23 protein-coding genes are annotated in these 19,742 nt (G+C 45.2%); 6 read left to right on the top strand and 17 right to left on the bottom strand.

Features of this window, described 5'->3' with window-relative positions; genetic code table 11:
• Nucleotide 1 precedes the first annotated feature (1 nt).
• Nucleotides 2-412 carry a flagellar basal body-associated protein FliL gene (locus tag L3V30_RS21800; protein WP_046874381.1) on the top strand — a complete coding sequence of 137 codons (411 nt, stop codon included), beginning with the start codon at nucleotides 2-4 and terminating at the stop codon, nucleotides 410-412.
• A gap of 58 nt (nucleotides 413-470) precedes the next feature.
• On the opposite strand, the gene glpG is transcribed toward L3V30_RS21800, so the two are convergent.
• The 6 genes from glpG to ftsY form a co-directional block, all read right to left on the bottom strand.
• Nucleotides 471-1,313, bottom strand: coding sequence for a rhomboid family intramembrane serine protease GlpG (glpG, locus tag L3V30_RS21795; protein ID WP_005393785.1), 843 nt, complete (start codon nucleotides 1,311-1,313; stop codon nucleotides 471-473).
• Nucleotides 1,313-1,633 (bottom strand): thiosulfate sulfurtransferase GlpE, encoded by a 321-nt coding sequence (gene glpE / locus L3V30_RS21790; RefSeq protein WP_005378691.1) that lies wholly within the window; start codon nucleotides 1,631-1,633, stop codon nucleotides 1,313-1,315. Before glpE ends, glpG begins: the two co-directional genes overlap by 1 nt.
• Before the next feature lie 493 nt (nucleotides 1,634-2,126).
• Nucleotides 2,127-2,984, bottom strand: a complete 858-nt coding sequence (rpoH, locus tag L3V30_RS21785) for an RNA polymerase sigma factor RpoH (RefSeq protein WP_005378693.1) — start codon at nucleotides 2,982-2,984, stop codon at nucleotides 2,127-2,129.
• A 177-nt stretch (nucleotides 2,985-3,161) separates the two neighbouring features.
• Entirely contained in the window at nucleotides 3,162-4,130 is a 969-nt protein-coding gene (gene ftsX, locus L3V30_RS21780) for a permease-like cell division protein FtsX (RefSeq protein ID WP_005393793.1), read from the bottom strand.
• Nucleotides 4,120-4,794, bottom strand: a complete 675-nt coding sequence (ftsE, locus tag L3V30_RS21775; RefSeq protein WP_005393800.1) for a cell division ATP-binding protein FtsE — start codon at nucleotides 4,792-4,794, stop codon at nucleotides 4,120-4,122. Before ftsE ends, ftsX begins: the two co-directional genes overlap by 11 nt.
• 22 nt (nucleotides 4,795-4,816) lie before the next feature.
• Entirely contained in the window at nucleotides 4,817-6,007 is a 1,191-nt protein-coding gene (gene ftsY, locus L3V30_RS21770) for a signal recognition particle-docking protein FtsY (protein WP_237309848.1), read from the bottom strand.
• A 230-nt stretch (nucleotides 6,008-6,237) separates the two neighbouring features.
• Here ftsY and rsmD point away from each other — a divergent pair, with 230 nt between their 5' ends.
• Both rsmD and L3V30_RS21760 read left to right on the top strand, forming a co-directional pair.
• Complete coding sequence (gene rsmD / locus L3V30_RS21765; protein ID WP_012841297.1) at nucleotides 6,238-6,837, top strand: 16S rRNA (guanine(966)-N(2))-methyltransferase RsmD; 600 nt, start codon at nucleotides 6,238-6,240, stop codon at nucleotides 6,835-6,837.
• Between the two features lie 25 nt (nucleotides 6,838-6,862).
• Nucleotides 6,863-7,129: a DUF1145 domain-containing protein gene (locus tag L3V30_RS21760; RefSeq protein WP_005393805.1), complete on the top strand. Its 267-nt coding sequence runs from the start codon at nucleotides 6,863-6,865 to the stop codon at nucleotides 7,127-7,129.
• Between the two features lie 57 nt (nucleotides 7,130-7,186).
• On the opposite strand, the gene L3V30_RS21755 is transcribed toward L3V30_RS21760, so the two are convergent.
• The 4 genes from L3V30_RS21755 to L3V30_RS21740 all read right to left on the bottom strand — a co-directional run bounded on the left by L3V30_RS21755 (nucleotide 7,187) and on the right by L3V30_RS21740 (nucleotide 10,241).
• Nucleotides 7,187-7,771, bottom strand: coding sequence for a YhgN family NAAT transporter (locus L3V30_RS21755; protein WP_005393807.1), 585 nt, complete (start codon nucleotides 7,769-7,771; stop codon nucleotides 7,187-7,189).
• Nucleotides 7,772-7,878: 107 nt separating this feature from the next.
• Nucleotides 7,879-8,100: a YecH family metal-binding protein gene (locus L3V30_RS21750; RefSeq protein ID WP_005393809.1), complete on the bottom strand. Its 222-nt coding sequence runs from the start codon at nucleotides 8,098-8,100 to the stop codon at nucleotides 7,879-7,881.
• A gap of 69 nt (nucleotides 8,101-8,169) precedes the next feature.
• Nucleotides 8,170-8,790, bottom strand: a complete 621-nt coding sequence (locus L3V30_RS21745) for a lysoplasmalogenase (RefSeq protein ID WP_005393811.1) — start codon at nucleotides 8,788-8,790, stop codon at nucleotides 8,170-8,172.
• 1,082 nt (nucleotides 8,791-9,872) lie between these two features.
• Nucleotides 9,873-10,241, bottom strand: a complete 369-nt coding sequence (locus L3V30_RS21740; RefSeq protein ID WP_005393815.1) for a hypothetical protein — start codon at nucleotides 10,239-10,241, stop codon at nucleotides 9,873-9,875.
• 328 nt (nucleotides 10,242-10,569) lie between these two features.
• On the opposite strand from L3V30_RS21740, the gene L3V30_RS21735 reads away from it, so the two are divergent.
• Nucleotides 10,570-10,899: a DUF2500 domain-containing protein gene (locus L3V30_RS21735; RefSeq protein ID WP_005393817.1), complete on the top strand. Its 330-nt coding sequence runs from the start codon at nucleotides 10,570-10,572 to the stop codon at nucleotides 10,897-10,899.
• On the opposite strand, the gene L3V30_RS21730 is transcribed toward L3V30_RS21735, so the two are convergent.
• The 7 genes from L3V30_RS21730 to rhtB all read right to left on the bottom strand — a co-directional run bounded on the left by L3V30_RS21730 (nucleotide 10,896) and on the right by rhtB (nucleotide 17,566).
• A complete protein-coding gene (locus L3V30_RS21730; protein WP_005393819.1) occupies nucleotides 10,896-11,909 on the bottom strand; it encodes an acyltransferase family protein in 1,014 nt (337 codons plus the stop codon). The two genes, L3V30_RS21735 and L3V30_RS21730, sit on opposite strands and share 4 nt — an antisense overlap.
• 275 nt (nucleotides 11,910-12,184) lie before the next feature.
• Entirely contained in the window at nucleotides 12,185-13,402 is a 1,218-nt protein-coding gene (gene arsJ, locus L3V30_RS21725; RefSeq protein ID WP_005393820.1) for an organoarsenical effux MFS transporter ArsJ, read from the bottom strand.
• A gap of 256 nt (nucleotides 13,403-13,658) precedes the next feature.
• Nucleotides 13,659-14,153 (bottom strand): cyclin-dependent kinase inhibitor 3 family protein, encoded by a 495-nt coding sequence (locus tag L3V30_RS21720; RefSeq protein WP_046874388.1) that lies wholly within the window; start codon nucleotides 14,151-14,153, stop codon nucleotides 13,659-13,661.
• 12 nt (nucleotides 14,154-14,165) lie between these two features.
• Nucleotides 14,166-15,167: an ArsJ-associated glyceraldehyde-3-phosphate dehydrogenase gene (locus L3V30_RS21715; protein WP_005393824.1), complete on the bottom strand. Its 1,002-nt coding sequence runs from the start codon at nucleotides 15,165-15,167 to the stop codon at nucleotides 14,166-14,168.
• A gap of 42 nt (nucleotides 15,168-15,209) precedes the next feature.
• The gene (locus tag L3V30_RS21710) at nucleotides 15,210-15,545 is read right to left on the bottom strand and encodes a metalloregulator ArsR/SmtB family transcription factor (RefSeq protein WP_005393826.1); all 336 of its coding nucleotides are present in this window, start codon (nucleotides 15,543-15,545) and stop codon (nucleotides 15,210-15,212) included.
• Between the two features lie 155 nt (nucleotides 15,546-15,700).
• Entirely contained in the window at nucleotides 15,701-16,924 is a 1,224-nt protein-coding gene (locus L3V30_RS21705) for an EAL and HDOD domain-containing protein (protein WP_005393827.1), read from the bottom strand.
• A gap of 24 nt (nucleotides 16,925-16,948) precedes the next feature.
• Nucleotides 16,949-17,566: a homoserine/homoserine lactone efflux protein gene (rhtB, locus tag L3V30_RS21700; RefSeq protein WP_005393828.1), complete on the bottom strand. Its 618-nt coding sequence runs from the start codon at nucleotides 17,564-17,566 to the stop codon at nucleotides 16,949-16,951.
• Nucleotides 17,567-17,631: 65 nt separating this feature from the next.
• Here rhtB and L3V30_RS21695 point away from each other — a divergent pair, with 65 nt between their 5' ends.
• Both L3V30_RS21695 and L3V30_RS21690 read left to right on the top strand, forming a co-directional pair.
• Nucleotides 17,632-18,639, top strand: a complete 1,008-nt coding sequence (locus tag L3V30_RS21695) for an alpha/beta fold hydrolase (protein WP_109170342.1) — start codon at nucleotides 17,632-17,634, stop codon at nucleotides 18,637-18,639.
• A 236-nt stretch (nucleotides 18,640-18,875) separates the two neighbouring features.
• The gene (locus L3V30_RS21690) at nucleotides 18,876-19,700 is read left to right on the top strand and encodes a Cof-type HAD-IIB family hydrolase (RefSeq protein ID WP_005393831.1); all 825 of its coding nucleotides are present in this window, start codon (nucleotides 18,876-18,878) and stop codon (nucleotides 19,698-19,700) included.
• Nucleotides 19,701-19,742: the final 42 nt, after the last annotated feature.

Raw genomic sequence — 19,742 nt, 5'->3', positions numbered from 1 at the left:
TATGTACAAACGTTATATAGCCCAAATTATTTTTGCGTTAACCATACTGTTCGCCGCACCAAGTTGGGCTGAAACGGAAGAAGCTGGACCTAAGTTGGCATACTTTACCCTTGAGCCTGATCTCACTACTAACTTTTACACCAAAGGCAAAAAGTTAGGTTATGTGCAAGTGCGCATCGACATCATGGTAATGAGCCAGCAAGATTTATCGATTGTTGAGCATCACCAACCTTTGATTCGCGATGCAGTAATTGAATTACTGGGTAAGCAAACAGAAGATACTATTAAGTCCCTTTCTGGCCGAGAAGATCTGCGCAAAACCTTAGTGACGACCCTCAACGAAACACTTTTGCCCGAAACAGGTAAAACCATCATTGCCGATTTGTTGTTTACAAAATACCTTTACCAATAAACCCAAATCGTTTTGAACATAAAAAAGACCGCTCTTGAGCGGTCTTTTCATTTCAGCTTTAGGCTTGCTGTTGGTATTTCATCTTGCCTGAATCAAACAGCGCAATCGCCATCCCCGACAGTAAACCCACTAAGTGAGCGGTGTTTGCAATCGCCATGAACGGCTGCACAAAACCAAGAACTAACCATACCAACATAAAAACGATGATTGGCTTGGGTAGCGTAAGGCCTAAATGTGGCAAGCGGTACCCCAATATCCACAAATAGCCAAGCAGTGCATAGACCACGCCAGACAAGCCACCGAAGTTTGCCCCTTCAACATAGAATTGGCCAGCCCCAGAAAGCGCTGCCGACACCACAAAGAGTTGCAATAGCTTACCGGAACCGAGACGACGTTCGATGTCGCCCCCCAACTGCCACCACCATAGTAAGTTGAACACGATGTGAGTCACTGAAAAGTGCAGTAACGCATGGCTTAGCCATCGCCACACTTGCCATTGTTGTCCCTCAAAGGCTGGGAAGTGCAACAACTTAAACACGCCATTGCCAAAGCCAAACATTTGTAACAAGTAGATGATGGTACACACCGTCATGATCAGCAAAGTCATTGGGCCGGCTTTTGCTTTGACCATGCTCATGATACTCGGGCTAGAATAATGAAAGGTGCTCTTGCGAGTATCGGCAACGTCCCACGAGGCGGCGCTGTATTTTGAATCAGACGGGTTAGCGAGGAACTGCTTAAGTTCGGCTTCCGCTTCTATTTCATGCTGGCTATCAGTCAGCCACAGCGCAAATTGCCCGTCTCCTTCTGGCATCATTTCGATGTCAATTTGGCGAGAGGCCATATAATCAATAAAGGCTTGCGCCATACGTGGATTATTTAACGTTACCAATCTCTTCATTAACTTCTCACTATCGGTAGTTCTGCTCGGTGCCAGGCTTCAAAGCCACCATCCACACTGTACACCTGTTCAAAGCCTTGGTTAACTAAATATTGTGCGGCACCTTGGCTACTAATGCCGTGGTAGCACATCACCAGAATAGGTTGTTCGAACTCCACTTCATCCATAAACGCAACGATCGTATCGTTAGTTAAATGATACGCGGACTCCGCATGCGCAACGGCAAACGATTGAGGGTCACGGATATCTACAAGCTTTGCATCACCCTGCTCGAGCAGCGCTTGCGCACCTTGTACATCGATATGCTTAAACTGATCCATTTACTTTCTCATTCTCTTATGAATATACCCAAGCAACCTCGAACCTAACGTGCTAATCAGCACCCGTGGTACAGCATAAAATCTATATTTGAAGCCGCTTGGGTATACTGCCGCTATTGTAACCTATCCAACGGCAAACTTAGACACATGGATAATCAGGGCTTTCAAAAGTGTACACATTCCAACCATTTGTGGATAAAGCTGTGAATTGCGTTGATAAAGTGTATTTGGATCTTTTGATCCACAATATGTAGTAATGATCCTGATCTAACTGTGTGTATATCTATAACTATCCCCAGATGGAAAAGTGCTTGAATCCCTTATTTTGTCCGGGTTTCGAACAGTTGATAAATAATTACTTCACAGAGTTATACACAGGTAGCACATAAAATCCGGATCGCAAACGCTATCGATTTTCGATCGACAATAAAAAAGCCGAGATCACATGATCTCGGCTTTCTATGAAAATCTTACTTTCAATTAGCAGTAGAACTTAAAATTCACCCACAGCCAATTTTAGTTTCTTCATTGCGTTTTTTTCTAGCTGACGAATACGCTCGGCAGAAACACCAAACTCATCAGCTAAGTCTTGCAATGTTGCTTTCTCATCATCTAACCAACGAGAACGCACGATGCGCTGACTACGCTCATCCAAACTCGCTAATGCATGACCCAGACGATTGTTGGTATGCATTTCCCAGTTTGCAGCTTCGATGTTGTCAGCCACATCAGACGATTTGTCTTCTAGGTATAGCATCGGCGCTGTGTAAGCATTTGAGCTGTCGTCTTCATCAGTTGGCATATCAAAGGTTGAATCCACCGCCGCTAAGCGTGATTCCATCTCGCGAACTTCAGAAGGCTCAACACCTAACTCGCGCGCAACGGTTTCGACTTCACCGTTGTTAAACCAACCCAAGCGCTTTTTCGACTTACGCAGGTTGAAGAACAATTTACGTTGCGCTTTAGTGGTCGCAATTTTCACGATACGCCAGTTACGTAGCACGTATTCGTGGATCTCTGCTTTGATCCAGTGGACAGCGAAAGACACCAAGCGAACCCCTACTTCTGGGTTAAAACGCTTAACGGCTTTCATTAGACCGATGTTACCCTCTTGCACAAGGTCCGCCATTGGCAAACCGTAGCCAGAGTAACCACGAGCAACGTGAACAACGAATCGTAGGTGCGAAAGAATTAGACCTTTTGCAGCCTCAATCTCACCTTTGTAGTGTAATCGTTCTGCCAGCTCACGCTCTTCGTCTGCAGTCAGCATTGGGTAGCTGTTTACTGAGCGAATATAGCTATCAAGGCTATCTTGCGTGACTAGAGCCATCGGATACGCTTCTTTTGTCATTCAATTCCTCATCAATCTCTGATCTGGAGCATTACATTGCAAATTTAGCTTCGATATCTTGAACTCAAAATGAACAAGTTTCAAGAAGGGGAAGCAATTATCCATAAACATTCGGTCTAAACAAGGGATCCAGATTAGCTAGTGCTAATAAAATCCAAGTAGTAAGACTTTCATCACTTAAACTGGTTCAATTTCTTTTAAATGTCGTTGCGCAGAAAAGCGCGCCGCAATGCATCCCAAAAGACTACCAATGATGATTAATAGCAAAGATTCATCCCAGCTTAGACCAATCAGGCGAAACTGGCTGTCGTACAATGCAGCAAGATCTTCCACCGCACTATTCATAACAATGGTCACTAAAGCCGTTACCAACCACGCGATGGTGGCACCTAATACGCCAAACCACATCCCCGTGTACAAATAAGGACGCAGAATAAAACTGTCCGTCGCACCGATCAGTTTCATGGTTTGAATCTCTTCTTTATTCGCCAGCACATTAAATCGCAACGTGTTGCCAACGATTAAAAATACCGCACCGAGCATCAACACTGTCAGAGTAATGACAATAATACTCGCGAGAGTTTTGATCGCATCAAGACGCGCCAGCCAATCTTCATCAAGTCTCACGTCGGTCACATCTTGTTGCTCTCGAACGTCTTTGGCTAATGACTGAATATCACTCTTTAGCTCCGAGGCTGGCGTAATCACCAACACACCGGGTAGCGCATAGCCACTTAAAAGGCTGATAGCCTGATCGAATCCTGCATATTGGCTTAAATCAGATAGACCTTGTTGCGGTGAAATATATTCCACCTCTTTTACCAAAGGCCAAGTTTCAATTTGATCTTTGAGAACCATCACACGTGCATCCGGCATGCCTTCTACTAAGTAAGCACTAACTTGCGAGGGAGATGCCACATCTTCCGCGGCACCCGCGACGTTTTTGCCCAGTAGATACAAACAAGCTGGCATAGCAAGTGCCATTGAAATCACGGCTAGGGTCAGGATATTACCTAAAGGTCGTTGCCATAAGGCGCTAAAAGAGGATTTTGCTTGTTTTGCGTGGACAGAGAAAAAACCATCGGTATTTGCACGCTTGGCACTGCGGCCTTTCCCCTTCTTTTGGGAGTGCTTGTTACCTGCCATAGTCTTCTACCTCACTTAGGAAGCCTTGGTTTAATTCAAAATGACGATACTGTGGGCGAGTGTTTACTAACCCCACATCGTGCGTGGCGAGTAAGATGGTCACTCCCGCACGATTAAATTCTTCGAACAACCGCAATACGCGATTGGATAGTTCGGGATCGAGGTTACCTGTCGGCTCATCAGCCACCAGCAACGTTGGTCGATTGACTACGGCACGAGCAATACCGACGCGTTGTTGCTCACCACCAGAGAGTTGGCTCGGCAGGCAACGAGCCTTATCAAGCAAGCCCGTTTTATCTAACGCCGCAGAAACGCGGCGTTTGATTTCGTTTTCAGAAATCGATTCGATGCGCATCGGCAGAGCGACATTGTCGTATACGCTGCGATCCATCAGTAGACGATGATCTTGAAAAACAATCCCAATATTGCGGCGCAAAAAAGGGATGTCTTTGCTTGGAATGCGCGTGATATCGTGACCATTAAAATGGATTTTTCCATCGGTTGGGCGCTCTATCGCGCAGATCAATTTCAGCAAGGTACTTTTACCAGCCCCGGAATGCCCGCCTAAAAACGCCATTTCACCGCGCCTCAGGTGAAAATCGACTTTTTGCAGTGCTTGTCGACCACCTCGGTAAGCTTTGCTCACTTGCTGAAATTTGATCACCGTTGATTTCCTCTAACTCTTTTTATTCTTCACGACTAAACAGTGCGTCAATAAACTCTTGAGTTTCAAATGGACGCAAGTCTTCGATACCTTCACCCACACCAATGTAACGAATTGGAATACCAAACTGATCGGCAATAGCGAAAATTACACCGCCTTTCGCTGTACCATCCAGCTTAGTCAAAGTAATCCCGGTTAGAGGGGCAACATCACTGAAAAGTTTCGCTTGGCTAATGGCATTTTGTCCTGTACCTGCGTCAAGCGTCAGCATGATCTCATGTGGTGCTGAGTCATCAATTTTCTTCATCACACGTACAATCTTACGCAGCTCTTCCATTAGGTTCGCTTTGTTCTGTAAACGACCCGCGGTATCGGCAATCACAACATCCACACCACGTGCTTTTGCCGCTTCAATCGCATCATAGATAACAGAAGCACTGTCTGCGCCAGTATGCTGGGCAATCACAGGAACGTTGTTACGCTCACCCCATACTTGTAGCTGCTCAACCGCTGCGGCACGGAAAGTATCGCCCGCTGCAAGCATCACTTTTTTGCCTTGAGTTTGGAACTGCTTGGCAAGCTTACCGATGGTCGTGGTTTTACCCACGCCATTTACACCAACCATTAAGATGACGTAAGGCGTTTTGTTGCTGTCGATTTCTAGTGGCTGTTCGACTTTAGAAAGAATCTCAGCCATTTCTTCTTTCAACAAACCATAAAGGGCTTCGCCGTCTTTCAGATCGCCACGTGTGGCTTTTTCTGTCAGGTTGTTGATAATTTTTGTTGTGGTATTCATGCCCACATCAGCAATAAGCAGTTGCTCTTCTAGCTCTTCAAATAAGTCTTCATCGATTTTCTTACCGCTGAACAGACCGAAGAAGCCAGCGCCGATGTTTGCTTTTGTGCGGCTTAGGCTGCGTTTGAGGCGAGCAAAAAAGCTCTCTGTTGGCTTTTCTTGTTCTTGAACGCGAGGTGCAGCAGGCACTTGAGGCTCTTCTGCTTCTGCTGGGGCAGCCTCTGATTGTTTCGCTTCTTCTTCTTCAAGTTCTGGCGTTGCTTCCGCTTGCTCAGCAGCTGCGTCGGTTTGCTGCTCTTCAGAAGGCGCTTCCACTGCTTCTTCTTTTACTGTTTCTTCAGTTTTTGGTTTTGGGCTTTGTTCTTCGTCACCAAAACCTAGCCACGAAAGTAATCCGCGCTTCTTTTTTTCCGTCATCTGGGGCTATCCTAGATTGTTCTTTTATCTATTAATGACTCTTTTTTGACAAGATTATTATCTGTCTAAAAAAGGCTAATGACAAAGTTGTGAAAACTTTCCGATTAGGTAATTCTAATCTTATTAGTGTTACACTCTGTCATCTTGAATATTCTGGGCTGTATCCAAGCTCCAAGCTCACGGCTTGGGCGATTAGATATAGTATCACTTTATTAGCGGTCAAAAAATCTATGGTAAGACGTCGCCAGCAAAACTCATCACAAAAAAAGCCAACAACGGGCTTTGTTCGCATTATTAGTGGCTTATGGAGAGGCAGAAAACTTCCTGTACACGATGCTGAAGGCTTACGCCCAACGACCGATCGCGTCAAAGAAACGCTATTTAACTGGCTGGCTCAAGATGTGCCGCAAGCAAAATGTCTCGACTTATTTGCCGGCTCCGGCGGCTTAGGCTTTGAGTCAGCTTCGCGCCAAGCAGAGCAAGTGACCATGGTTGAGCTGAACCCACAAGCTTTTCAGCAATTACAGAAGAACGTGGCATCTCTTAACGCGAACAACATCCAAGTAGTGAATACAGATGCCTTGAGCTTTTTAAAACAGCCGGGTACTGCGCATCATGTGGTGTTTATTGACCCACCGTTTCGCAAAGGTCTGTTGGATGAAACCGTGGCTCTGCTAGAACAAAATGGCTGGCTCGCGGAAGACGCGATGATTTATATTGAAACAGAAAAAGAACTCAATATTGCCGACTTACCAGAAAACTGGCAGTTACATCGAGAAAAAACAGCAGGCCAAGTGAGTTACCGTCTGTATGAACGTACCTCCGCATAGCGCCTCGATTTAAAAGGACACTTAAATGAAAGCATTAATTCTGCTGGCCAAAGCGGCTATCGCCTTTGTTTGGTTAGTATTGATCCTCAATATCTTTATGCCGTTTCCCGGTAATGCCGCGATTGCGCTGTACATCATGACCGCTTTTTTGTTCATCATGCACGGTTTACAAATGGCCATCTTCATTGGCGCATTTGGCGACAAAATTAAAATGAGCAGTTGGGAAAAATATTCCATCCTGATCTTTGGTATTTTTGCCCTGCTCGATATTCGTCGTAAACACATGATGTAATCGCCCAAATACTAAAAAGCCGCTCTCAAGAGCGGCTTTTTTATTGCGTTTATTCCGTCACCCAAGATAACTCTTAACACCATCCAAAAACATTTGAGTGGAGATCATCACCAGCAACAAGCCCATTAAACGCTCTACCGCTTTTAGACCACGCTCGCCCAACAAACGATTAAAGAAGCCATAAAACATTAGAATAAAAAATGTTGCGCCCCACGCAATAACAACTGATGCGGACATTTCCAACATTTTTTCTGGATGCTGTGAAGATAGCAAAAGCAATGCTGCAATCACTGAAGGGCCCGCGATCATAGGAATGGCCATCGGAACAATAAAGGGCTCCTCCCCTGCCGCCAGTCCAGTGATACTGCCAGCGCTCGGAAAGATCATCTTAATCGCGATAATGAAGAGAATAATGCCACCTGAAATGCTGAGCGTTTCTGGCTGGACATGCAAAAAACTTAAGATGCTTTGTCCTGCAAACAGAAACAACATCAAGATTAGTAAGGCAAACAGTAGTTCACGAATCAATACCTTACGGCGACGCTTAGGATCGATGTGCTTGAGAATAGACAACACAATCGGCAAATTACCGAGAGGGTCCATGATTAGAAACAGCATGGTCGCTGCAGAAAGAATGTCCATATTCTGGCCTCACCTAAAAAATGGCGGCCAGTGTATAGCAAACTGACAACGTGAGTACATGGTTGAGGGCGAAAACAGCATATTCACCCTCGCATCATAGCCGCCGCTTAGTGATTGCAGACACGCGCCATATTGACCACAAACTTACCTTCAAGCTCACGGATTTTGTCGCGCTTGAGCAAAAATGCTAGCAATGCATCTAAGTCTAGATCATTCAGTTTACAGGTGTGAAAGCGAACGGTGTTGCCAAAGTGCTGTGCCAGCGCTTCGCGATCCATTGGCGTTTCTCGAAGTAGGTTTAGCAGCTCGTGGGCATGGATTTCACTCATTATTGACTCCAGTCATCAAGAACAATACGTCCAGTTTACTGAAATCTTCGTGAGCTGCTTTGATTTAAATTAGTAAATGATAGAGGCAACAATGAGGGCGTGGGCAAAGAAGTAGCTACCACTTACCCACAAATAGGCGTGTTTCATCGGTTTTCGGTAACCGTGTATCGCATACGCCAACGCCGAATAGATCAAAACTAGGGTTCCGCTGAAACCGATAGCATTGGCATAGCTCGGGGCCTGCAACCAAACTTCACCCGCCGCCCAAGCAAGCTGAACCAACATCATCCCCATGATCACAACAGGAAACACCAGAGAGTCGAGTTGAGGTAGCAACAAAAAGAACGCCACGATACTCGCTGCGAGCAGTAGGGCCAACAGCCACCAGACAATCTCACCATTAAGCTGCACCCAAAATGACTTGCTGTAGCACACCTGAGCAAGCAAATACGCAGCAAAGTAAATTAGCTTGCGAGTTTTAAACGAGTGCAGCGTATCTGCCACCATAGACACAATAAGCCCACCCGCAATCCAGTAGGTATATGTTGCGGATGCGCCTTGAGTTAACACCAACACAAGAAGAAGTAGCAGAGTAAAGATTTTAAACACGAGGGATTGTGTCGGGTTAGCTTGTTTTGCTCCCAACACGGAATACACACCTGATAGCCCTATCGCCAGCCAACTCCACATGCCGTATACACCTTTTACTTAAACTCGCCGCTAGTCTAGGTAGACCAGTTTTGATGTAAAGACACAATCTGCGAAAGTTGGATCTCGCTAGCGATTCGAAACATTTTGTAACCCTCACTCTGCACAACAATTAAGTCGATGAGCCTTAATGACGGCCATAAATATGGGGCAGAGCCCTATCCCATGAGCCAAGTTCATCAAATCACACGGCACAATAACCCGCGCTTAGTCAGGCCATTTAACTAAAAAGCAGCCCAATGGCCTTGGTAACCCATCACGTCAAAAACTGATGACTAAACCATCAGACTGTATACATCACAGGCAACAAGAATAAATAACAGACACAAAACAGAAAATCATATTGGTAGCGAGCTAAGATAGTAGAAACCACCGATGAACAGATTAGAACAATATGAAAAATCAAACTTAACTCAATAACAAAAACATCAAATAACGAACGTAAGCTAATGATAAATAAAGCCACATTCTCAATAACCATCGAAAACACCGACTTCATAAACCATCAAATCACTAAACACTTTTTAAGCCCATATTTTCTCATTAGATAAGAAAATTCCCCTTCCACACCGCAACTCAATGATGCACCTCCATAGCACATCTTTTTATTTTCTCAATTTTTGAGAAACACAGACAAAATAGGCAATCAACATACCAACCGAAACAAAAAACAATTTCCAAGCCAACAACAAACCAAGATTGACACTTTAAAATCATACACTTAAATCAAATACGAACAACAATCACACAATACGAGCATTTTAAATACAACACAAAAAACACAGTTTCATTAGTCAAAAACACGTAAAAAAAGACAAGTTAAGTGTATTTTTTGAAAAGATTATCGAGCATATGTTGATCAAACCCCAAAAACAGTGCTATATTAAATTCATCGAGTTCATCAAAGATTAAGGGGTAGTGTTATGATTTCATCTTCTCAAAAACAAGGGCTGGTAATGATTGCAGTGGTTGTGGGTTTAATGACACTGCCAATGATGTACTAACCTACTGATTAAAAATAAAAAAGGACGCAAATGCGTCCTTTTTTATTTATCTGTGTTTTTCTACTGTATGTGTTTGGACAAGATATCCCAATGCATATAGTAGAAACCAAGAGCGGCGAGCGTAATCAACGTCATTAGCAAAATTGCTGCACGCCAAATAAAACGAGAGCTTCTTGGCGTTAGCTCTTTTTCACAAGCGTCACACGCCGCCATAAAGCCTTTCCGATCATCCAGCTTATAATCGTCTTCGTGAACCACTTTATTACGCACAGTAGCGATAAAACGAAGTTTCGCTATCACGTCATGTGGTAAACGTTCTTCACAACTATTAATAAGTTGGTGTAACCCTTTCCCTTCTGCATGGTACTGAGTACGCAAAAGTTTTTCGATCGTTCGGGTACGCATGACTACTTTTTCAATATCTGACATCGTAACCCTCCTTACCAGACCCTTCCCGTGTTCGTTATTTTTATTCTTCTATAAATTTAGAGCTTTTTCGAGCCGTTAAGTGCAATTTTACTTTCAATTTGTGCCCTTGAGCGCATATAGCCAGACAAGTGAAAGCTGCTTAGTTCAGCTTTAGTGACGTAGCTTGCAGATGAAGCAACGATTTCATCGCGTCCCCATTGAGATAAACCGTGAAGTGCGCCGAATAAAATTCATGTCCCTTTCATTAGATTATGAATAAGTTATCTCAACTCATCGTTTCATCAATGAGTTCTGTAGAATAGAGCTCAATGAAACATCGGAGGTTAACATGCCAATCTCACTTATTGTCGCCCTGTTCGCCCTTATTGCTTTGGGCGCATGGGTATTTTTTCGTTTCTATAGCAAGCACTATGTGGGCGAAGACGCTCCAGAACAAAGTGCACAGGTAACTATTTTAGATAAGCAAGCTATCGACATCCCAGATGCACCACCAGGCCAAGACGACCAAGAATATTGGATTTATGTCCAACGCGGTTCTATTGGCCCTAAACGAGAGTTCCAAATTGGAGTGCACTACTACCATGCACTCAACCCTGGAGATAAAGGAACGCTAACCTATCGTGGTAACAAATTCCTTCACTTCGCCATCAAACGTTAAGGCAGTAACCAACGAGTCTTGGCAGAGCGAGAAAATAGATAGCTCATCGCCAAGGCTCCAGCTCCACTGATAATGATCCAGACTGGAATCACCCATGCGGGATGTCCGGTGTACCAACCAAACGCTTTCATCGGCCATAAGAAAATTGGGTGAAGTAAGTAAATCCCCAAGCTGTGCTGACTGATCACACTCACCACTTTTTGTACTTTTGGTGACAAGCCTTCCCCAAAGTAACGACCGATCATGAAAATCATCGAAGCTGCTAGAATGACATTCAGTGTTTTGTAAGATAGCCAGCGTCCAACCGTGTACTTCTCAGCCTCTAGACTGTTTGTCACGACCATAGTAAATGTCACAGCCAACGCGACGAGACCAAACCCTGTAAATAAGGTCACCATAGAGCGGTTCAAAGGCACTTTTTGAAATAGAACATAACCCAGAGGAAGGTAACCCATGTAGAGCCACATTTGGTTACTCCATGGACCATCAATCTTGAACAAAAACAGCGTGCTGGTGAAAAGCCAAAATGCGAGATAGGTATACAACACATTGTCATCAACGTTGCGTACCATCCATTGGAACAACGGAATCACAAAATACAGAGGTATAAAGTAATAGAAAAAACCGAGGTGGTAATACGTTGCGTGAAATGGGCTATTGCTTAACACCTCTTTTACGGTTTCAAAATCAAACCCTTGAGCCGTCCAGCCAGAGAGGTATGCATAAAACATCGACCAAATAAGAAATGGGACTAAGACTTTGCCTAAACGCCTTTTGATATAATACTTACCGTCAAATGGTCGAGTGTCACTGAGCATCAACGCTCCGGTGATCAGAATGAAAACTGGCACCGCCCAGCGGGTAACGCTATTAACGCCTACGGCCGTCAACCATTGGTCAAACGGAATCACTCCTAACTCATTTCGATAAGGGGCCAAGACGTGAATGGCGATCACTGCCACCGCAGCAAAGCAGCGCAATAAATCAAAAAACAGAACCCTTTCTCTCATACCTTTCCCTACTTTGAGTCGCTTATCGTTTATAGCATAGGGTAAATCTCAGCCAGTGAAATGGTTAACAATCTGTTTTTGCTTATTTTTAACGCAACAATGACCTACAACGGGGATTTCATCGCCACTCTAATCAATTAACGAGAACCAAACATCAGCATTCACTCTCGATGCCAAACCCACACAGTTTGATTACATCAACGGCGCATAAGAAACAAAAATGGCTCCGATTTGGAGCCATTTATACCATCTACAGATAGCAATACTGGGGATAGTTACGCAGTAGCAACGTTAGCTTTTGGCAACTTAATCGAAATCAGCGTCGTCAGCGCCAAGAAAGCAAAGGAGACCCATAAGCACGCCGCAAGGCCAGCCTCTTGATAGATCCAACCCGATAATACCGTGCCAATCAAACGTCCCATCGCATTGGCCATGTAATAGAAGCCAACATCGAGAGACACACCATCGCCTTTGGCATAGCTCACAATCAGATACGAGTGAAGTGAAGAGTTAATGGCAAACACAGCGCCAAAAATCATTAACCCCACAACAATCACCAACTCAGGCTGCCAACCGATTTGCACACCATAAGCAATACCGCCCGTAATTAACGCAAGAATTCCTGCCCATACTAATGCTGCACTACCATCAGGCACGCGACCTTGCGCTTTGCCAGTAATACGCGGCGCAAAGCCTTGCACAAACCCATAAGCAATGACCCATGCGGCTAAAAAGCCACCGACCCACAAGTGATCCCAGCCAAACACACTGCCGAGATAAATAGGCAGAGCGACCACAAACCACACATCACGCGCCCCAAACAAGAACATACGTGCCGCAGATAAAATATTTATAGATTCGGACTTGGAGAAAATTTGGCGAAACTTAGGTTTGCTCTTTGCTTTACCCATGTCAGCTTCTAGCCAGATCATGCTGCAAACAAACACCAATGCCAGCACACTCGCCATAATAAACATCGAGTTTTGGAAACCCACCCAAGACAACAACAAGCCACCGACAAAGAAACCCGCTCCTTTGAGCGCGTTCTTCGAGCCCGTCAAAATGGCCACCCATTTGTAAAGTGCGCCTTGCTGCTCGTCTGGCACTAGCGTTTTAATCGCACTCTTGGCACTCATCTTGTTGAGGTCTTTGGCAATCCCCGACAAAGCTTGTGCCGCCATCACCCAAGGAATCGTCAGCCATGCGTTGGGTACTGCCAGCATCAACAACGCAAACACTTGCATCGCTAAACCAATGTTCATGGTTTTGTTCAGGCCTAACCTTGCGCCCAACCAACCACCAATCAAATTGGTCACCACACCAAAAAATTCATAGAAAAGGAACAGTGAGGCAATAGCTAACGTGGAATAACCCAAGTCGTGAAAATAGAGCACCACCAGCATACGCAGCGCTCCGTCGGTCACGGTAAAGTTCCAATAGTTAAACGTCACTAACATGTACTGACGAATACTTTTGCTCAATTGAGAAATCATATTGACCTCTTATGTACAGCGATAGAAGTATTTAGATCATCATGTGCCAAATGCTTATTAACCTGTACACCAACCATAAGGCGATACAACCTTAGTTCGAATTCACAAACACACCGAAATTTACAAACGGAAAAATATAACCAATAAAAACAAAAACTTAAATTGAAATTTTTAGTTTTACTGCTGCCCTATTTTCCATTATATAAACTGGAAAATAGCTTTTGGATCATGATGTTCCAAAAGCTATTTAAGCTGATCAAGCGTCTTGCGCCACGCGTTCGATGTACTCAAGCTGCACCGGCTTTGTAAACGCACCAGGGCGAAGAGCCTGCACTTCTCGCACGATATCTTCTAACTGCCATTTCTTCTCTAGCAACAAGTGAGCCGCAAACAAACCTGTGCGACCCGAGCCGCCCATGCAGTGCATCGCGACTTTGCCACCTTGAGCAAGAATCGCATGCAGTTCCGGACTGGCTTGGTGCCACTTCGCCGCAAATTCTTCACTTGGTGCGCAGTCATCTTCAATCTCGATCTGGAACCATTTCATGCCCAGCTGCTGAGTGGTGTCACCCAAAGCCGCAACGTCTTTCGCTGCTAACTCGCTATCGTCCAATGCAGTAACGACCGCTTGAACCCCCTGCTCCTTCAACTGTTCCAACGACGCTTTCAACTCGACGCCTTTGGTACCCGGGCACGGTGTTAGGACTAATGCACCAGAGTCCAAATCTAATTGCCATGTAGGATGAGACATTATGAACTCCGGTTATGCCAGACCAACGTTACGAACCAATTCTGCGGTGCGCGTTGCGTAACCCATTTCATTGTCGTACCACGCGTAAATCTTCACCATTCGTGAGCCAACCACCATGGTGGATTGTGCATCAACGATGGTTGAGCGTTGGTCGCCTTTGTAATCGATCGACACTAACGGACGTTCCTCAAAGCCAAGAATGCCTTTTAACTCCCCTTCCGACGCCTCTTTCAGCAAAGCGTTCACTTCTTCTGCTGTGGTATCGCGTTTTACATCGAAGATGATGTCGGTCAATGACGCATTCGCCAATGGTACACGTACCGCGTGGCCGTTAATCTTGCCTTTTAAATCTGGGAAAATTTCCACAATCGCAGTCGCACTACCGGTAGTGGTCGGGATAAGGCTCATGCCGCACGCACGAGCACGGCGCAGATCTTTGTGCGGTGCATCCAAAATGGTTTGCGTATTGGTCAAATCGTGAATTGTCGTGAAAGAGGATTGCTCAATGCCCAACTTCTCATGAATAACTTTCACCACAGGCGCTATACAGTTTGTTGTGCACGAAGCGGCTGTCACAATACGATGTTTTTCAGGATCGAAGATGTGGTCATTCACACCAACTACAATGTTCGCAATGCCTTCTTCTTTCACTGGCGCACTCACCACCACGCGCTTCACACCTTGATCGAGATATTGGTCTAGATACGAGGTTTTACGATGTACACCTGTCGCTTCAATCACAACATCGCAGCCAGACCAGTTCACAGCGTCGATATCACGTTGCTGAGTCGTGGCGATGCGCTTGCCATTGATGACGAGTTCATTGCCCTCAACCTGCACTTCATGGTGCCAACGACCTTGCACTGAATCGAACTCTAATAAGTGGCCAAGCGTCGCTGCATCACCTGCGACATCGTTGATTTGCACAAACTCTAACTCTGGCCAGTCGAATGCCGCTCGCAGTGCTAAACGACCAATTCGACCAAAGCCATTAATTCCTACTTTAATTGTCATAGTTTTACCCTTTAATCTTCTACCTTGAATCTCTGTTTGCTATTAACAGCAAGCCTCACGACTTTTATCGTGCAAGCGTGTGATGTCGTCTTGGTACTCTTGCTTCAAACAGTTTGATGCCACTAAGTCTTCAATCAGCTTACGCATCCAACCTGGTAATTGCTGCGATAACTCGTAGTACACCCATTGCCCTCGGCGTTTATCCACCAAGATGCCACTGGAGCGTAACTGAGCAAGATGACGAGAAACTTTCGGCTGACTCTCTTGCAACGCAAACGCCAAATCACCCACGCAAGTTTCGCCTTCACGGGCCACCAGCATTAAACAACGTACGCGCGTTTCATCGGATAACAGCTTGAAAAACTGATGTGGAAGCATAATAAACATACCTATATATGGATATGCGTATATGTTTATTTAACTCTGAGATGTCGTCAAGAGTGATCCCATCATCGTCATAAAAGTTTCACATCGAAACAGCCAATAAAGATTGAGAGAAGAACGGTTAGAGAGAATAAAGATACGGCAGAAATTTACGCGGTTGCGACGTTTTGACTCCAGCGAACCGCTTCGCCTAACGAGAGCTTGACCTCTTCCAAAGACAACCCCAACTGCGTCGTGATTTTTTCGACGCCTGACCAGTCGGCACGCTCGTAACACTCTTCCAGAGAAATCAGCGCACCATAAACCCCCTTGCGATGTAATAAGGCTTGTTGTACAGATTCGCTAAGTGGCAATTGCTTGACTAAAGATTCCACCGACAAATCAAGCATCGCATCTAAAATCGATAATAAGCCGACCATAAACCCTTGTTCGTTGAGGTGGGAAAATGGCTGATAACGCGACATTAATTGGCAGAACTGCGCTCGTTGTAATGAAAGGTGATACAGCTCTCGAGGCTTGTTACTAGAGATATACGACGCCACGACCAAGGAGACAAACTGCTTAAGATTATCCTGACCAAGGTAGATCAAGGCCTGACGAAACGAGCTGATTTCGACAGCGAGGTTTGGCGCTTGCGTATTTACAAAGCGCAATAATTTGTACGACAACGCGACATCTTGCGTAATGATGGTTTCAATACGAGTAAAGTCTGGCTCTGGTGAGCAGACTTCACGAAAAAGCTGTAGCGCTAACACTTGCTCAGGGCTCACGTATTTTGTTTGCGAAACTAATGGCTTACTAAAAAAGTAGCCTTGGAAAAACTTAAAGCCAGCCGCTTTGGCTTGCTCAAACTCTTCTGCGGTTTCAACACGTTCCGCCAAAAAGTGGTATTTGACGCGTTTAGCAAGGTGAGCTTTGACCAACGCACACGCTTTTTCCAGCCCCATTGCCATGATATCGAGTTTAACGATGTGCACGTAAGGTAAGAAGCGACGCCACTCCGGCGTTAAGGTGAAATCATCCAGCGCGATCAAATAACCTTCTCGATACAACTCGCGAATCGCATCGAGAAGATCATCGGTCGGCTGGCAAGTTTCCAGGACTTCGACGACGATTTTGTTTTTTGGCAAGCTGCGCGGTAAGCGGCGCACCAAGCTTTGATGAGGAAAATTGATAAAGCATCGCGAAGAAGCAATCACTGGGTTAGTGCCCAGAGATAGGAAATTCTCGACAATTAATCGGTATGTTGCTCGGTTTGACTCAATATGCGAAGGGTATGCATTACTCTCCCCATCTCGAAACAACAATTCATAACCCAGCGTCTGTCTTTTGCGGTTAAAGATCGGCTGGCGAGCAACATACGTTGTATTCATGCTAAAGAAGGACCTATAAATGGCTTATGACTTTGCAGCTGCTAATAATGCACCACAACCCATAAACATTGAACCGAAGACTTTGTTTATTTTCCCCATGATTTTATCGGAGCGAATAAAACGTCCCATTTGCGCCGCCAAGGTGGTGTAACCCAACATCACGCACGCGTCGATCACAACAGTCGTAACACCAAGCACCAACAGTTGCGTCAGTTGGTCTTGTGCCGGGTCAATAAACTGTGGAAACAACGCCACCAGAAAAACAATCGATTTAGGGTTCGTTAGGTTAATCAAAATAGCTTTGTACAAGAGTGCCATGCCAGACATGTCTTTGTGGCTCTCAGCCGCCACCAAGCTGGAAGTGTCTCGCCATTTCTGGATACCCAACCAAACCAAATAAGCCGCGCCAACCCATTTAATGACAGAAAATGCCGTTGCCGACTGTGCGACCAGCGCACCAATTCCCGCCCCAACTAACGCAATGTGAATGGCCAAACCAATTTGGAGACCGATCACAGCCCCCAAAGATTTGCGAGTACCGTAACTCAAACCATTGCTGATTGAGTTCACCGTGCCAGACCCCGGAGCCAAACTAAAAACGATTGCAGTTACTACATAAGCTAACCAGACGTGGGTATCCATTGCATTTCCTCACTAATTCTTCGATGATACATCGCGTAAACAACGTATCTTCAGGTAATCGACTAATGGCTACTAACCATTCACCTTTGACTTATACTCAAGAGTCATTATTTGAGCAAGCAATTGGTGGTCCGATCGCGGCACTTTGGCAAACTCGCCAAGAAGGCTTTGTTAAAGGAACTGAGAAAAAGAACATCTACTGGTGCAAACTGACCAACCCAGAACATAAAAAAGCCGTGCTCATCGTTAATGGGCGCATTGAATCTTCCTGGAAATACCAAGAACTGTTTTACGATCTCTATCGCCAAGGCTTCGACGTCTATTCCTTTGACCACCGCGGACAAGGTTTATCAGATCGTCTATTGTCTGACTCAGATATGGGTCACGTCTATGACTTTACTGATTATATTGACGATATGGACGTGGTCGTAAACAAACACGACCTTAGCGACTATCAGCAATGTTTCATCATTGCCCACTCCATGGGCGGCGCAATCGCTACACGTTATCTGCAAACTCACCCAGAACATCCCTTTACCGGCTTGATTCTTAGTGCGCCTATGTTTGGTATTAATCTGCCATGGTACTTATCGCCAATAGCGATTCCAGTGACACAAATTATGTCAGCGGTATCGACTTTGCCACGCTATGCACCAGGACATCAGGCCTACTTCCCTAAACCCTTTGAAGATAACCCACTCAGCCAAAGTTACGGCCGCTACCAATGGTTCCGAAATCTCTATACGGAAAAACCGGAACTGCAAGTCGGTGGACCGAGCACTCGATGGGTATGGCAAGGGCTAATGGCAGCAAAACAATGCTTTTTATTGACTCGCCAAGTCAAAGTACCGGTGCTCCTGATTCAAGCTGGGAACGATCGTATTGTCAGCAATCTGGCACAAAAACGTTTTATCGATAAATTGCGTAAAACCAACCCACATGCGGAGCTACTTTCTATCGAAGACGCTCAGCATGAGATCTTATTCGAGACCGACCAGTATCGTAATCAAGCACTCGATGCAATCTTCCGCTTTATGAATGACCCGAAATCATCGCCAAACGAAAAAACATAATAAGAACTCTAGGCGACCATTTCACGGCCATGATTAAAGAGGAAATGTCTGCACATTGATTTACCCTCTTTTTCATCCTCATTTTGACGTACACTGCTTGGGTCTGGCTGCGTTGAACCATGCAGATGCAACCGACCAAAGTTCCCCCGCATTCGGAGCAGCATGATCTAGTCAGTCTGCTGTACTCCGTTTGCAATCACCTGTTCCACACTATCCAAACCGTTTACGAGGACTTCATGAGCACATCGCTACCTTGCAAAGAGATCACTAAAATCGTTGCCTCTGATCTGGATGGCACGTTACTCGCACCAAACCATCAGCTCAGTGCTTACTCAAAAGAGACGCTAAAAGCGCTGCATGAAAAGGGTTACACCTTTGTCTTTGCAACAGGCCGTCACCACGTAGACGTTGCGAGCATCCGTCGTCAGGTCGGAATTCCGGCTTACATGATCACCTCGAACGGTGCCCGTGTGCATGACCAGGAAGATCAGCTGATGTACAGCGAGAATGTCCCTGCAGAACTGGTTCAAGGCGTGATCGACACGATCAAGCACGATCAAGAAATACTTATCCACATGTATCAAAATGACAGTTGGTTGATGAACAAAGACGACGAAACATTGCGTGATTTCCATGACGAATTCACATACGTCTTATTCGATGAAGACCAAGCGCCAACTGACGGTATTGCGAAAATCTTCTTCACTCACCCAGCACAAGACCACGAACGCTTGGTGGTGTTTGAAAACAAACTACGTGAACAATTTGGCGATAAGCTGAATATTGCGTTTTCAACACCATGGTGCTTGGAAGTAATGAGTGCAGGTGTGTCTAAAGGCCATGCTCTTGAAGCGGTAGCGAAAAAACTCGGCCTCACGTTAGAAAATTGCGTGGCATTTGGTGATGGCATGAATGACGTAGAAATGCTGTCGATGGCAGGTAAAGGATTGGTCATGGGTACATCACACGAGAAAGTGATGAAAGCATTGCCAAATAACGAAGTGATTGGCAGCAATGCAGAAGATGCGGTTGCACACTACCTACAAGATCACTTGCTGTAAGCAGCAATACTCCAAACAATAACAAAGGGCTGCACATTCGCA

The organism is Vibrio sp. A1-1, assembly GCF_021728175.1.
GTDB classification, from domain to species: Bacteria; Pseudomonadota; Gammaproteobacteria; order Enterobacterales; family Vibrionaceae; genus Vibrio; species Vibrio diabolicus.
This window is presented reverse-complemented; position numbering and strand designations above follow the sequence as displayed.